The organism is Candidatus Nanohalovita haloferacivicina, assembly GCF_029232205.1.
GTDB classification, from domain to species: domain Archaea; phylum Nanohalarchaeota; class Nanosalinia; order Nanosalinales; family Nanosalinaceae; genus Nanohalovita; species Nanohalovita haloferacivicina.
This window is the reverse complement of the sequence record NZ_CP107255.1, coordinates 414,439-428,028: the sequence shown is the minus strand read 5'-3', so window position 1 is coordinate 428,028 and position 13,590 is coordinate 414,439. Positions and strand designations below refer to the sequence as shown.

General features: G+C 45.9%; 14 protein-coding genes and 1 tRNA gene. 6 read left to right on the top strand and 9 right to left on the bottom strand.

What is annotated here, in order from left to right:
• Positions 1-13: 13 nt before the first annotated feature.
• Positions 14-2,401: an AAA family ATPase gene (locus tag HBNXNv_RS02340; RefSeq protein WP_347721234.1), complete on the bottom strand. Its 2,388-nt coding sequence runs from the start codon at positions 2,399-2,401 to the stop codon at positions 14-16.
• Complete coding sequence (locus tag HBNXNv_RS02335; protein WP_347721233.1) at positions 2,398-3,576, bottom strand: metallophosphoesterase family protein; 1,179 nt, start codon at positions 3,574-3,576, stop codon at positions 2,398-2,400. Before HBNXNv_RS02335 ends, HBNXNv_RS02340 begins: the two co-directional genes overlap by 4 nt.
• 101 nt (positions 3,577-3,677) lie before the next feature.
• On the opposite strand from HBNXNv_RS02335, the gene HBNXNv_RS02330 reads away from it, so the two are divergent.
• Positions 3,678-4,214, top strand: a complete 537-nt coding sequence (locus HBNXNv_RS02330) for a hypothetical protein (RefSeq protein ID WP_347721232.1) — start codon at positions 3,678-3,680, stop codon at positions 4,212-4,214.
• On the opposite strand, the gene HBNXNv_RS02325 is transcribed toward HBNXNv_RS02330, so the two are convergent.
• The 6 genes from HBNXNv_RS02325 to HBNXNv_RS02300 all read right to left on the bottom strand — a co-directional run bounded on the left by HBNXNv_RS02325 (position 4,201) and on the right by HBNXNv_RS02300 (position 8,011).
• Complete coding sequence (locus tag HBNXNv_RS02325; RefSeq protein WP_347721231.1) at positions 4,201-4,395, bottom strand: hypothetical protein; 195 nt, start codon at positions 4,393-4,395, stop codon at positions 4,201-4,203. The genes HBNXNv_RS02330 and HBNXNv_RS02325 overlap by 14 nt on opposite strands.
• Before the next feature lie 119 nt (positions 4,396-4,514).
• A complete protein-coding gene (locus tag HBNXNv_RS02320) occupies positions 4,515-4,739 on the bottom strand; it encodes a cold shock domain-containing protein (RefSeq protein WP_347721230.1) in 225 nt (74 codons plus the stop codon).
• A 96-nt stretch (positions 4,740-4,835) separates the two neighbouring features.
• Complete coding sequence (locus HBNXNv_RS02315; protein ID WP_347721229.1) at positions 4,836-5,321, bottom strand: hypothetical protein; 486 nt, start codon at positions 5,319-5,321, stop codon at positions 4,836-4,838.
• Between the two features lie 28 nt (positions 5,322-5,349).
• Positions 5,350-6,216 (bottom strand): lysylphosphatidylglycerol synthase transmembrane domain-containing protein, encoded by an 867-nt coding sequence (locus HBNXNv_RS02310; RefSeq protein WP_347721228.1) that lies wholly within the window; start codon positions 6,214-6,216, stop codon positions 5,350-5,352.
• On the bottom strand, positions 6,213-7,193 hold the full coding sequence (locus tag HBNXNv_RS02305) for a polyprenyl synthetase family protein (protein WP_347721227.1): 981 nt from the start codon (positions 7,191-7,193) through the stop codon (positions 6,213-6,215). The genes HBNXNv_RS02310 and HBNXNv_RS02305 overlap by 4 nt, the downstream gene beginning before the upstream one ends.
• Entirely contained in the window at positions 7,193-8,011 is an 819-nt protein-coding gene (locus HBNXNv_RS02300) for a phytoene/squalene synthase family protein (protein ID WP_347721226.1), read from the bottom strand. The genes HBNXNv_RS02305 and HBNXNv_RS02300 overlap by 1 nt, the downstream gene beginning before the upstream one ends.
• Positions 8,012-8,064: 53 nt before the next feature.
• On the opposite strand from HBNXNv_RS02300, the gene HBNXNv_RS02295 reads away from it, so the two are divergent.
• The 5 genes from HBNXNv_RS02295 (at position 8,065) to HBNXNv_RS02275 (ending at position 13,358) form a co-directional block, all read left to right on the top strand.
• On the top strand, positions 8,065-9,540 hold the full coding sequence (locus HBNXNv_RS02295; RefSeq protein WP_347721225.1) for a phytoene desaturase family protein: 1,476 nt from the start codon (positions 8,065-8,067) through the stop codon (positions 9,538-9,540).
• Positions 9,533-10,366 (top strand): prenyltransferase, encoded by an 834-nt coding sequence (locus HBNXNv_RS02290; protein WP_347721224.1) that lies wholly within the window; start codon positions 9,533-9,535, stop codon positions 10,364-10,366. Before HBNXNv_RS02295 ends, HBNXNv_RS02290 begins: the two co-directional genes overlap by 8 nt.
• Positions 10,359-11,153 (top strand): bisanhydrobacterioruberin hydratase, encoded by a 795-nt coding sequence (gene cruF, locus HBNXNv_RS02285; RefSeq protein ID WP_347721223.1) that lies wholly within the window; start codon positions 10,359-10,361, stop codon positions 11,151-11,153. Before HBNXNv_RS02290 ends, cruF begins: the two co-directional genes overlap by 8 nt.
• Before the next feature lie 497 nt (positions 11,154-11,650).
• Complete coding sequence (locus HBNXNv_RS02280) at positions 11,651-12,658, top strand: sodium:calcium antiporter (RefSeq protein WP_347721222.1); 1,008 nt, start codon at positions 11,651-11,653, stop codon at positions 12,656-12,658.
• 37 nt (positions 12,659-12,695) lie between these two features.
• Positions 12,696-13,358 (top strand): NAD(P)H-hydrate epimerase, encoded by a 663-nt coding sequence (locus HBNXNv_RS02275; protein WP_347721221.1) that lies wholly within the window; start codon positions 12,696-12,698, stop codon positions 13,356-13,358.
• A 57-nt stretch (positions 13,359-13,415) separates the two neighbouring features.
• Here HBNXNv_RS02275 and HBNXNv_RS02270 read toward each other — a convergent pair.
• Positions 13,416-13,486, bottom strand: a tRNA-Gly gene (locus HBNXNv_RS02270).
• Positions 13,487-13,590: the final 104 nt, after the last annotated feature.

Below are 13,590 nucleotides of genomic sequence, written 5' to 3'. Positions count from 1 at the left end.
CTCTGTATAGGGCCTATAATGTTGCTACCTTGCTTTCCTCTCCTTCTTTCTCTACCTTGATGATGTTGTCGGCCTTCTCCCGGCCTACTCCGTGATGTGTTATGAGGATTATCTGGTTGAACTGTTTGACTGCGTTGTGGATGATTTCCAGAAGGTTTTCCCGATTATTCGAATCTGTCGCATCAGTAGGTTCATCGATCATCAGGAAGTCAGTGCCTGTCATCTCTGCGAGGGCCAGTTGGTATGCTAGCGCTGTCAGCGTTCTCTGGCCTCCTCCCTGGTAGTCGCTGATGGAGTACTCTCTTTCCGCATTTACTGGAACTCCTTTCAGCCTGTAGTCATCTTGATCTATGGTTAGATAGCTGAATTCTGGTTCCGCGGCCAGTTCCTGGTACCATCTGTAAACTTTTCTTTCCAGCTTCCGGATACTGTCCTCCCTCATTTTTGACTCCGTCATTGAGTACTTCTCAGAGGCCTCCCTCACCTCCTCAATTCTTTCCTGTAGTTGTTGAAGTTTCTCTACTTCTTCCTGAGTCTCCTCTGCTCGGGCCTCCAGTTCTTCAAGCTGTTCCTTGCTCTCTTCTACTGTCCTTTCTCTATCCTGAAGGCGTTTCTCCATCTCCTCAACTTTAGAATTAATAGAATTGTAGCTGGATAAGGCCTTGTCCTTCTGTTTTTCGGCCTTTTCAAGTTCTGAATCAATATTCGAGTATTCTACTTCAAGATCGTCGAGCTTGTTCTTCAGCTCTGAAAGTTTTTCCTCACGGGCCTCAAGTTTCGCCTGTTTCCTCTCTACTTCTTTCTCGTCGGATTTGATCTCCGATATCTCTTTTTTCAGTTCGCTGCGTTTCTCCCTCAGTTCCTCTAGCTCATCCTTAACTTCGCCAGAATCTTTCTCATCCAGAGCCTCTTTCAGAATCTTGATATCTTCCTCAATCTCTTCTCTATCGTTCTCCAGCTCATCTATTTTTTCAATGGTTTCTTCAAGGCCTTGGCTTCTCTCATCCAACTCTTGCTGTATTTCATCAAGCTCCTGTTTTTTCTCGGCTAGTTCCTCCAGCTTTTGCTTTCTCTCAACTCCGGCCTGTATCTTTTCGTTAGTATTCTTGATTTTCTGTCTGGCATCTTCTATTCTCCTGTGGTATTCGTCGAGGTCCTCTACTTCACGGCCGCAGACCTCACATTCTCCTCTGTCATGAGTGTTTTCCAGATCCTCTAGCCGGGCCTTTTTCTCACTTCTGGCCTCACGCAGATCCTTTATTTCAGAATTAATTTCCTCCAGTTCTTCTTCAAGATCGCCGGAGAAATCGTATTCATCTATCTCGCTCTGTAGAGATTCTTTTTTCTCCTCCAAGTTCTCTGCCTGAGTTTCCAGTTGATCCCTTCCATCGCTTTTTTCCTCTATCTTCTCTTCAAGATTCTCGAGATTCATCTCTTTTCTCTCAAGTTTTTTGGAGGCCTTATCTATTTTCTCGGCTTTTTCCCGAACTGATTCAAACTTTTCATTGACTTCTTCGAGTTTTTCTTCCAGCGAGGCCTTTTTATCGAGGATTTCTTCCCCATACTTCTCTTTTATCTCTGCTATATCTTGTTTGAGTGATTCGATGAATTCTTTCTGTTTCTCTATTTCTTTCTCTATATCTGAGGCCTTTCTCAGTTTTCTGTACTGTTTCTGTTTCTCCTCTTTTTCCTGTTCGGCCTCTTCGAGTTCCTCTTCTCTATCTTCAAGTTCTTCTTTGAGTTCCTGAAGGCCTTCTTTCTTTTCACCCATTTCTTCTTTTTTCTCTTCGATCTGTTTCTTTATTTCGTTTTTTCTCTCTTCTTTATCTTCGAGGCCGTCCAGTTCTCTTTCTTTCTGGCCTATGACGTCTTTTACTGCGTTGGAGAGTACGTCTACTGTTTTTATTTCGAAGATGTAGTCCATGGCCTCCTGCTGTCTTCGACCTCCTTCTACTTTTTCCACGAATTTTTGCTGTGCTGCGTAGTTGACGTGCTCAAGTCTTTTGCTGTCTAGGCCTGTTAACTGGAAGACCTTTTTTCTGACGTCGTTTACCCGGGCGCCGCCATCTGTTGACTCAAGTACCTGTTCTTCGCCGTTTTTCAGTGATCCTACCTCGTAGTTTCCTCTTCCTGTCTCCGAGTACTCAGAAATAACGTAGTATCTGTCTTCCTGTATTGAGAACTCTAGCCGGGCCTTCATGCTGGTTTCGTTAAAATTGATGTATTCCTTCGGCGATCTGAAGTTGAAGGCCTCTCCTGTCAATGCGAAGTAGATTGCGTAGAGTATAGAGGATTTTCCTGCGTTGTTTGGGCCTTCTATCAGGTTCAGGCCTCTGGAGAAGTTTATCTCTGTGTCTTTCAGTTTTCTGAAGTTTTCCAGTTCAAGTTTCTCCAGCTTCACTCACTACCACCGAAGATTTTCTGTTTGACTTGCTGCCTTAGCTTTTTTCTGGCGTCCTTTTTCAGGTTGATTCCTGATGAGGTGAGGTTTTCGTCGTCTGCCAGCATGGAGGATGTTTTTTCATGCAGCTCCCGGAATTCCTCGGGATTTTCAAGTTCTTTTTCGAGAAATTCGTCGACACTGAAGGCCTCTCCGGATTCTGTATCTTCATATCCTTTTATCTGGAGGTCGAGGACTACTTCAACCATTTCAACTTTTTCTATCTCTCTTGCTCGGGCCTCTATCTCCTGGACAGGTATCTCGCCAGGTTCTTTTTCTGTTTCTCCCTTTACCATGACTTTGACTGCTATTCTTTCTCCCTGAAGTTCCTGTATTCTTCCTATGGTTGGTTCGACGCGGGCCTCTTCCACCGGCACTCTGATCTTCTTTAATTCAAGTGTCTGCGGTATTTCTCCTGTTTCCTCGTGTTGTACGCCTTCAGGGCCGGCTTCTATTATGTTGTAGTGGTTTCCGAACTCTGTGGAGTTGAAGTCGTAGTCTACGGTTCCTCCTGTTGCTGAGAAAACTGTGCCGTTGATTTCTTTCCAGGTGTTTGGCTGGTGGTCGTGGCCTATAGCAACGTAGTCCAGGTTCTTATCGGCCAGTTTTTCTGCTTCTGTGCAGTCGTTGGAGTAGGTTCTTGTAACTCCCTCTACGAAGTCGTGCATCAGCAGGATATTGGTGCCTTTTCCTGGAGAGAAGTCTTCCAGTATTTCCCGGGTTTTACTGGAGTGGTATCCGAGGCCGTAGATGTTCAGGCCTTTGAATTGTATTGCTGGTTTTCCAAATTCTTCAGGAGAAGGATCGATTAGTTTTACGTACTGGTTTTCGAGGTGTTCGATGGCGAGGCCTTTGAGTTTTCTTCCGTGGCCGTAGCTTCTGTCGTGGTTGCCACGGATCATGTACATTGGGATTTCTGCTTTTTCCAGTTTTTCCAGCGTTTCGCGGGCCTGTTCGATTACTGTGTGCCATGGGTATACTGTGTCGAATACGTCGCCTGCGTGTATTATGATGTCTACGTCTTTTTCTATGGCTTTGTCGATTAGAAATTGGAAGGCCTTGATTGTTGATTCTACGCGTTTTTCGGCTATCTGGCTGGGTTGTTTTCTGCCCAGGTGTGTGTCGCCGAAGTGCATTATCCGTGTTTTTTCTGTGATCGGCCTCTCCCCCTATGTAGCTTTGAGGTAGAAATTTTTATCGGGTTATCCTTTTTGGTGTTGGTAGGTATTGGTTGGTTATGGTTTTGGAGGTTGACTGTGGAGAGGTTGAGGAGATGATTGGCCTTGATCTTGTGAAGGGTTTGAATGCTACTGTTACGCGGGCTCCGGATATTGAGAGTGAGGCGGAGCTGGAGCATGTTAACGGTGTTCCTGTTGGCAGTATGGATGCTTTTGAGGTTGCTCGTGATGAGGATTATCACCAGTTGAGGCCTTCTGGCGAGGGTTTGATTGAGAATCTTTTCGAGTTTACTTTACCTCAGAGGTGTGGTGAGAACAGTGATGCCGTTTATCTTTCTGCGGTTGTGATGAAGGAGATTGCTGAGTCACAGGCCTTTGGTGAGGGGAATAAGAGAACTGCGTATTTGAGCGGTGTGATGTTTTTGATTAAGGCTCAGGCCCTGGAAGGTTTTTCCCGGGCTGTTTATCCTGATCTGACTGTTGAGTTCCGTGAGTTGTTGCAGCAGGTTGCTGTGAGGGAGAAGGATGAGGATGATCTTTACAGGTACATGATGTCTCTTCTGGAGGGGCCTCTTGAAGAGGTTAGAGTTCGATAGTTGAGACTTTTTCCTCTTTTCTTGAGATGTATTTTCTGTAGGCCTTGATTATTTTCCGGTATATCTTGTTTTTTCTCATTCTGGCTGCTGGTTTTTCTTCTGCCAGTTCTTTGAGGCCTTCGGTGTTTTTCTGTATTACTTTTCTGGCCCATTCGTCTTCTTTCTGGTTTTCCTGTGTCATAGGTTTAGAAAGAGGGTTTATGAGTAATAAATGCCGGGTTGTTGGTGGAGAAAATTAAGTAAGGGAAATGTGAAGAAAAAAGTTGGTTGTAACGCTTGTTGAGTGAAGAGCTTGAAGCTTTAAGCTTCGATTTCTTCGTCAGTTTCTTCTGCTCCTGCTTCAACTACGTTGACTGCCTTAGGACCTCTATCGCCTTCTTCCTGTTCGAATTCGACATCTGTGTCTTCTTCGATGGAATCGCCTTCGAGATCGCTGACGTGGAAGAATAGGTCGTCGTCCATGTCTTCAGCTTCGATAAATCCGTACTTCTTCTGATCGTGGAAGAACTTAACTGTACCTTTCATACTACAAAACACCTCCTTTATAATCAAGTATTGAGGGGCAACCTTTATAGGATAGATGACTGTTTTTTGGTGGAAAAAGAAAAGGAGTGGGAAATGTTATCTGTGGACTGTCCAGTAGTCGTAGATCATTGGGCCTCCCTGTAGCAGTATTCCCAGGATTGCTCCTGTTCTGTAGTCGTAGTAGACTACAGGCAGTGCGATTGCGGCCAGGATTGCTGCGTATCTGTATGTTTTGTCGGAAGGTGGCGGCATTTTTCTACTTGTGTAGTAGAATCCTGCGGCCGATGCTGCCATCCATAGCAGGAAGTAGCTGTAAACCGATATTGAGGCCGGTGTTACAAAGTTCTCGATCATAAGCAGTGAGACTGCTACTGCCCAGAAGTTGAACAGTTTGTTCGAGTTTCCTGCTGCGTATAGCTGCAGTGTTATGACTACCGGGATGGCCATTAGAACGGTCCATATTGCCATCACCGCTGGTACAGAGGGCTGTACTACGGCCATGATCATTGTTGCAAGCCATCCAAGTGCAGTTGTGACTCCCCACGCTAGCAGGAGGTCCGACTGCTCAAATTCATATAACATATAATGAATTACCTCGGGCCTGTTTTTATCATTTCCCGATTTCAAGGGTTGCTACGGCATATCCTCCGGCAATTATACCGAAGTAGTATGTCATGCCTCTGTAGATTACCGAGATTGCGGCCGCCTGGAAAATTGGGATTCCGTAGAAAAAGCTGAGTAGACCTGTCAATGCTATTTCGTACGGGCCTGTGCCTCCCGGTGTCGGGGTGTAGTTGGCGATTCTGGCCAGCGGAAGAATCAGTAGAAGCGGGACGAACGATATCTGGAGGCCTAGAGAGTACGCCAGAAACATGATTGCGGCTATGTCTGTCAGTATTGATAGATGAGAAAATAACGAGAGAAATAGAAGATTTTTTCTGTCGATTGAGAGTGTTTGAAGGCCTTCCCTGAAGTTTCCCATCTGTTCTTCTACTTTCTGTTTTATTGCCGCTGGAAGCAATAGAAGATTTCTGGCTCCCGAAGTTGCTGCTGCGCCTACAAGGCCTGAAGTTATGAGAGGTGTGAAGTTGATTACGTCAGCTACTAGGATGCCTGAGAAGATTGTTCCTGTTTCTTTCTCTGTCTTCCTGTGTAAGTGATATACTATGAATGGTTCTCCGCCGGCATGGCCTAGTGGAGTGATGTTGTTGATGAATGCGTTGGCAAACACCAGTTTTACTGCCTGTAAAGACGTTATATCAAGGCCCAGTCTGTTGAGCACCTTTTTCCAGATATGAGAGTTTATTACGATCGCTAGATTGGCGGAGATGAATGCTGCTGTAAGGGGTAGAGGCCGGGTATGTGAGAGAAAGCTCAGAGTTCTTTCAAGGCCTGTGAGCGATACTATTGCCAGTAGTATGGCTGTTGATGTAAGTACTGATAGAAAAATATTTTTCCGGTTTACTCTGTCTTTCATTTTTCTCTCTGTATTACAAGTTGGAGGACGTCTTTCAGCAGTTCGCGGAGCTCAGGATTCTCCAGACCCTCTATCAGCTCTATAACTTCTGCTCTTCGGGCCTCGATTCTTTTCTCAACTTCTTTCCGTACGCTGGATTCTTCCATTTTCCGGACTACTTCGCGGGCCTCTTCTACTGTTTTTTCCTCGTAGAGTTCTTCTCCTGCAGAGGTTTTTTCTCTGAGGATTTCTGTGTGAAGTGTTTTCTTTCCTTCCTGTATGTCGGAGGCCACAGGTTTTCCTGTGTCGTCTTCATTTGAGAAGATGTCCAGGTGATCGTCTCTTATCTGGTAGAGTACTCCCATTTTCATTCCTATCTCGTGCAGTTTCTCAAGTTCCGGGCCTTCTGCAAGTATTGATGCTATCTTCAGCGGCATTGCAAAGGTGTAGCATGCGGTCTTGTTTCTGTGGATTTCCAGTACTTCGTCCTCTACTGTTTCAAGTCTTCCTGAGAGAACTATGTCCGACATTTCTCCCACTCCTACTCTTGCAAACGTGGATGAGAACTCTGAAAGGGCCTCTGAGTCGAGATTGGAGGCCTGTGAAATTATTTCGTATGCTGTGAAGTATGATATATCGCCGGCGCAGATTGCAAGGTTTTCTGTCTGTCTGTCGGTTATTTCTTCTGATCTGAACTGGACGTGTACAGAGTCTACACCTCTTCTTTTCTCATCTCTGTCTATTATGTCGTCGTGGACAAGAAGGCCGGTGTGTATAAGTTCTGTGGCTGCTGCATAGTGTATGCTGTCTTCTTCACCGCCCATTATTTCTGTTGCATCCATGAGGAGGCTTCCTCTCACCATTTTTCCTCTTGTGGAGAGATCGTACAGTATTTCAATTGTTTCCTCTCCCCAGCCGTATTTTGATAGTTCACAGTTTTTCTTGCAGTCTTCCAGGCGAGATATTATCTTTTCTTTATTCTCCGAAGTATCGTACACTAGTTTCGACCTCTCAAAGATTTCAGTAGTTCGAATAGAATTCTCGGCTTTGAAGGCCTTACTTTTTTCCTGTAAACCTTCATCGGGTTCTTTTCAATCTTTTTCGCAGTCCATTTGTACAGTCTGGATGAGAGAATTACCGGGATTCTGACTCTGTAAGGAATGTATTTCAGGCCTTTTTCGGCTTCTTTCTGCCATTCTCTGTAAAGCTGGATCTGGTCTCTCATGAATTCCTTGAAGTCTTCGTCATCGATATCAGCTTCGTCCAGGCCGTCGAGACCATATTTCTCCAGTTCTTCGTCCGGCAGATACTCTCTTCCGAGTTCGTTGTCTTCCTTGATGTCGCGGAGGAAGTTGCAGTACTGCATTGATCTTCCGAGCATTTCTGCGTACTGGTAAGAGTCTTCGTCAAGTTCCAGAAGTGCAGCCATCATTAGTCCGATGACTTCAGCGGATCCGTGGATGTACTCCAAGGTTTCCTGTATTGTTACGTAGTTTGATTTGTGCAGGTCGGCCTCCATTGAGTCCAGGAAGGCCTCTACCCATTCTCTGTGGAAATCTTTTTTCCGGGCTACTTCCAGGAAGCTGTCAACTATTTTGTCCCCTGACTTTCCTGAGTCCCAGTTGTTCATTGTTTTTTCTCTGAACTCTTTCAGGCCTTCCTCGTCCTGCGGTTCCTCATCTACGAAGTCATCGGCTGTTCTTACGTATGCATAAAGTTTGAATACGTCCTCTTTGACTTTTTCTGGGAAAAAGAGGCTGCTGTAGTAGTAGGAGGTTGAGTTGTTTTTGAAGACCTCCTGAAGTTCAGAATCCATATCAAATATTTTTATCGAAAACCGATTTAAAATAAGTAGCTCACAACTAGCGTGTGGGCACGGAAAAAGATATTATAGTAGTTGGTGGAGGATTTGGAGGCCTATCAGCGGCCTGTTTCCTCGCTGACAGCGGTTTCAACGTTGAATTAATAGAGAAAAATCACGAGGTTGGTGGGAGAGCCTCTGTGCTTGAGGAAGATGACTACAGGTTTGATATGGGGCCTTCATGGTACCTGATGCCTGATATTTTCGAGAGATTTTTCAACAAGTTTGATCGTGATCCTGAGGAGTTCTACGAGCTTCACCGCCTGGATCCTAACTACAGGATTTTCTTCAAGGATGGCGACTTGATGGATGTGCCTGCTGATCCTGATGAGGCCGGAGAGCTCTTTGAGGAGTACGAGGACGGTGCTGCAGAGCAGTTCCAGAGATATCTTGAGAAGTCCGAGGAGACTTATGAGATCGGTATGAACGAGTTTGTTCTGAAAGACAGAAACAATTTCCGGGACTACGTGTCTCTGGATGTTCTGCGGAATGCTCGTGGGATTTCGTTGATCAAGAAGATGCAGGATCACGTTGAGGAGTACTTCGATAATCCAAAGCTTCAGCAGGTTATGCAGTACACTCTTGTATTTCTTGGAGGGTCACCTGAAAACACACCAGCGCTTTACAACCTGATGAGTCACGTTGACTTTAACATGGGAGTTTACTATCCTGAAGGAGGTATTTACTCCGTTATCGAGGCCATGGAAGAGCTGGCAGAGGAGAAAGGCGTAGAGATATCGACAAACGAAGAGGTCAGGAAGATTAACAGAGTCGAAGGAAAGAATACAGTTGTAACAGATACTAGAACAGTCGAGTGCGATGCTGTAGTTTCGAACGCCGACTATGCATTTGCCGAGACAGAGCTTCTTCCGGACGAATACACAACTTATGACAGAGATTACTGGGAGTCCAGGACCTATGCTCCTTCAGCATTCCTGATGTATCTAGGTGTTGAAGGAGATCTCGAGAACCTAGATCATCACACACTGGTTCTTCCAGAGGAGTGGGACGATCACTTTGACAGAATATTCGACGAACCCGCCCTACCAGAAAACCCTGCATACTACGTCTGCAATCCTTCAGAGACCGATGACACAGTGGCTCCAGAAGGTCATTCCGCACTGTTTATTCTTGTTCCAATCGCAGCGGACTTGGAACTTGATGAAGAACAGAGAAAAGAGTTCAGAGAACTGGTGCTGGATGATCTTGCTGAGAACACAGGCGAAGACCTCAGAGAAAGGATCGATTACGAAAGAATCTTTGCTGGAGAAGAGTTCAAAAAACGCTACAACAGCTTCAACGGCACAGCACTCGGCATAGCTCACACATTGAGACAGACATCTGTATTCAGGCCTAAACAGAGATCGAAGAAGATGCCAGGCCTTTACTACACAGGTCAGTACACCAATCCCGGTATCGGAATGCCGATGTGCCTGATCAGCGGAGAGCACGTAGCTGAAAAGGTGGAAGAAGACCTTGAATGACCTGAAATACATACTGAAAATGTCAAGGCCTCGTTTCTGGCTTTATCTGGCAGGCCCTGCAATCCTTGGAATGGTTCTTGGCGCAGAATCAGTTGAACAATTATTTACTGTTGAGAACTTCCTGATATTCCTCTACTTTTTGATTCCCGCCAACATCATGCTGTACGGAATCAACGATTACTTCGATAGGGATATCGACGAGAAAAACCCGAAGAAGGATGATAAGGAAGAGGCCTACAGGGCCAGCAGCTTCACAGATTCAATCATAGTGGCAGCAACAGTAACCTCAATCCCTGTGACTGTACCTCTTGCAGGAGCTGCATGGCCATTCATGATCGGATTCCTTGCATTGTCGGTTGCTTACAGCACCCCACCGTTCAGGTTCAAGGCAAGGCCTTTCCTGGACTCTATCAGCAATGGCCTCTACATCCTGCCGTTGGGAGTAGCTTACAGCGCTGTTACCGGTAGCTGGCCTCCTTTAACAGTTCTGGCTGCTGGCTGGGCCTGGTCGATGGCGATGCATACTTTCTCCGCTATTCCAGATATTGAGCCCGATAGGGAGGCCGGTGTTTCGACCACGGCTACTTTCCTTGAGAGAAAGAATACTTTCATCTACTGTACTGTTCTCTGGACCGTAGCCGCATTGCTTGCAGGCCTCTACAATCTTTATGCAGGAGCTTTGATGAGTATTTATCCTCTGCTCTGTATTGGTTTCTATCTTTCCAATCTCAGTGATTCGGAGGCCTACTGGTATTATCCCTACATCAATTCTCTAGCTGGAATGGTTCTGACTCTGGCCGGTCTGTGGGTGCTTGTTCATGGATAGGCTTGAGGAACTGGTTTCAGAAAACAGATTTACAATATCCGTGGTTTTTCCTATTGTCGGAGCTGCAACATTTCTGGCATCTGCTGAAGGCCTTCTACCAGGTTTTCTCGAGTTCAATCCCTTCTTCATACTTTTCGGAACACTGGTAATGAGAACTCCATTGATAGCGGGCCTGAGGCCTTTGATTGATAGAAAGGCAGGAATAGGAATTCTGGCAATCTCGCTGTATGCATATCTTATCGAGTTCGTGGGCTTGAGCACGGGATGGCCTTACGGCGATTTCTCGTATCTGATCAGTCTGGGTCCTATGGTTCATGGCGTTCCTGTAGGCCTCCCAGTCTTCTTCGTGCCCCTGGTGCTTAACAGCTTCCTATTGGTAAGACTCTACGATCTGAAAGATTTCTGGGAGAGGTTCTTAGCAGGAGTGGGCCTTGTATTGTTGATTGATGCAGTTCTTGATCCTGCGGCCGTGGCCCTCGGAATCTGGAGTTATGGAGGAGGCCTTTTCTACGGTGTTCCGCTTTCCAACTTTACAGGCTGGTTGCTTTCGGCCTCGATATGTCTGCTTGTACTGGAGTATGTTTTCCGCGATATCGATGTTGAAAGCCGTCTGAGATCGACCGATTACATGCTGGATGACATGGTCAGTTTCGTATTTCTGTGGGGTTTCATCAACCTCTACTACCTGAATCCTGTTCCAGTGCTGATCGCGGCCGGTTTCGGTGTTGCACTTTACCAGAATGGCAGGTTCAGCATGGCTGTAGAGGAATTACCGTATTTTTCCTGAAGTCACCAGATATTGTCAGCAAACTTTTATAAAACCCAGATCACAAATAAGAGATATGACTCACGGAGCCCATCCAACGAGCACCAGTATTGCGACCGTATCTAGGGGCAATGTGAGCTTCTTTAATAAGTATATCTCCAAGCTGAATATCCTGTATTTCTGATACAGGATTAGTAGGTTGGGGAAACCTGGCCTGGCTCACAACTCAGTGGGCCTCGGGCACAAGGACTCAACCGAAACCAGCAGGCCTCATCCATCACAGGACAAAACTGCCTACAATAAAACAACTAAAATACACTAGAAGAACTAGAATCAACGCTGCCATGAAATCAAGGCCTTAGAAAGGCTTGGAGAAATCAAAACCTGACATAACCACTTGAAGGGTGATAAGTTAAAGACCTACCACACCGACCACATATAATCACCACATTTTTTCTCTCTATTTTTCCTTCCCTCAACCTCACAGTATAAAATCAGCCGCCGTAAAAGTTACGTGTATGGCAGGCCTTCTGTACTACATAGCGCTGGCAACTATCTCGACAGTTCTAATCTGGAAATCCAGCAGCCTGCTTGAAGAAACCAGCGAGAAACTAGCGGCCTACTATGGTCTTCCTGCCGTGGTTCAGGGAGCAGTGATCGCGGCAATAGGATCCAGCTTTCCAGAGCTTTCCTCAACAGTTATCTCTGTTATAGTTCACGGAAACTTCGAGCTCGGTATCGGAGCGATCGTAGGATCTGCAATATTCAACATACTTCTAATACCCGCAGTCAGCGTGATTGCAAACGGAAAAATGATTGACGCCAACAGAGACATTGTATACAAGGAAGCCCAGTTCTACATGCTCTCCATAGCAGTACTTCTTCTTACATTCTCCATGGCCGTCATCTACAATCCTCTACCAGGCCAGCTCAGAGGAGAAGTTACAAGATGGCTGGCACTTATCCCTGTAGCAGTCTACGGCCTTTACATATTCATTCAGTACGAAGACACGAAAGACGGAGGGCCTGAAAGAGTAGAAAACATAGCAGAGAAAAAACAGTGGGCTTTACTTGCAGCAAGCCTTGTACTGATTGTTATCGGTGTTGAAGGCCTTGTAAGAAGTGCTGTAGAGTTCGGCAACATTTTCAATACGCCTTCATTCCTCTGGGGCCTAACGATTGTCGCTGCGGGAACCAGCCTTCCGGACACAGTAGTCAGCTATAAGGCCGCGAAAGATGGAGAAGGAGTTACCAGCATGGCTAACGTCCTGGGAAGTAACGTATTCGATCTCCTGATTGCCATACCTGCCGGAGTTCTACTGGCCGGCGCCACACCAGTCAACTATGCAGTGGCCGTTCCAATGTTTGGATTCCTGACATTCGCCACCATCTCGCTTTTCACAACCCTGAGAACAGACCTTGAACTCTACAGAAAAGAGGCCTACTTCCTGCTTCTGATTTATGCAGCCTTCCTGATCTGGATGATAACCGAAACCTTCGGAGCTACAAACCTCATACCCGTCTAGGGGAAAAGTTTACCTGATTCTGTCCTAAAATTCAGATATGAGAATGGAAGCGGTGTCGAAGGCCCAAATGGAGGAAATAGATAGAATAGTACCTGAAAAATACGGCATCTCCACAGGCAGACTGATGGAGAACGCAGGCCTTCAGGTAGCAGAGGCCGTCAGAGATCATGCAGTTGAGAGAAAAGTTTCTGTCTACGTTGGAAAAGGCGACAACGGAGGCGATGGCATGGTTACAGCCCGAAGACTCAGTAACTGGGATTTCCAGGTAGAAGTAGTTCTGGCCTCTGAAAACCTCGAAGGCAAGAGAAAAGAGGAGCTGGAGATACTGAAGAAAATGGATATCGAGATAAATATTCAGGAGTCAGAGAAAGATTATCCTGTTGCTATTGACGGCCTGATAGGTTACAGTCTTTCTGGAGATCCAAGGCCTCCATTTGATTCAATGATCCGCGAGATCAACAGTTTTGAGCAGGTTTTCAGCATTGATATTGCTACAGGCCTTTCAGCCGAGACTGGAGATATTTTCCGTCCCGCGGTTAATCCCGACACTACCGTTACGCTGGCCGCACCTTTCGATAAAATGTCGGAAGGTAATTCAGGAAGAATTTTGGTCGCTGATATTGGTGTACCACCAGAGGCCTACCAGGAGTTTGGTAAGAAAATAGTTTTCGAGAAGAGCTCTTTGATCAGATTTAATTAATGAAGAATCAGAGGCCATTTCCTGAATGGACTATTGCGCGATCGTAGCGTAACACGATGCGGCATCCGGGACTTGAACCCGGGTCTCCACGTTGGCAACGTGACGTCGTACCACTGGACCAATGCCGCATATCGAAGATATGCTGGATCTCAGAAACCAGACATGGGTTTCCTCAATGCCGCACATTTTTGATGTGTATGAGAAATTGTGGCCTAGAAGTTTTAAGTGTATA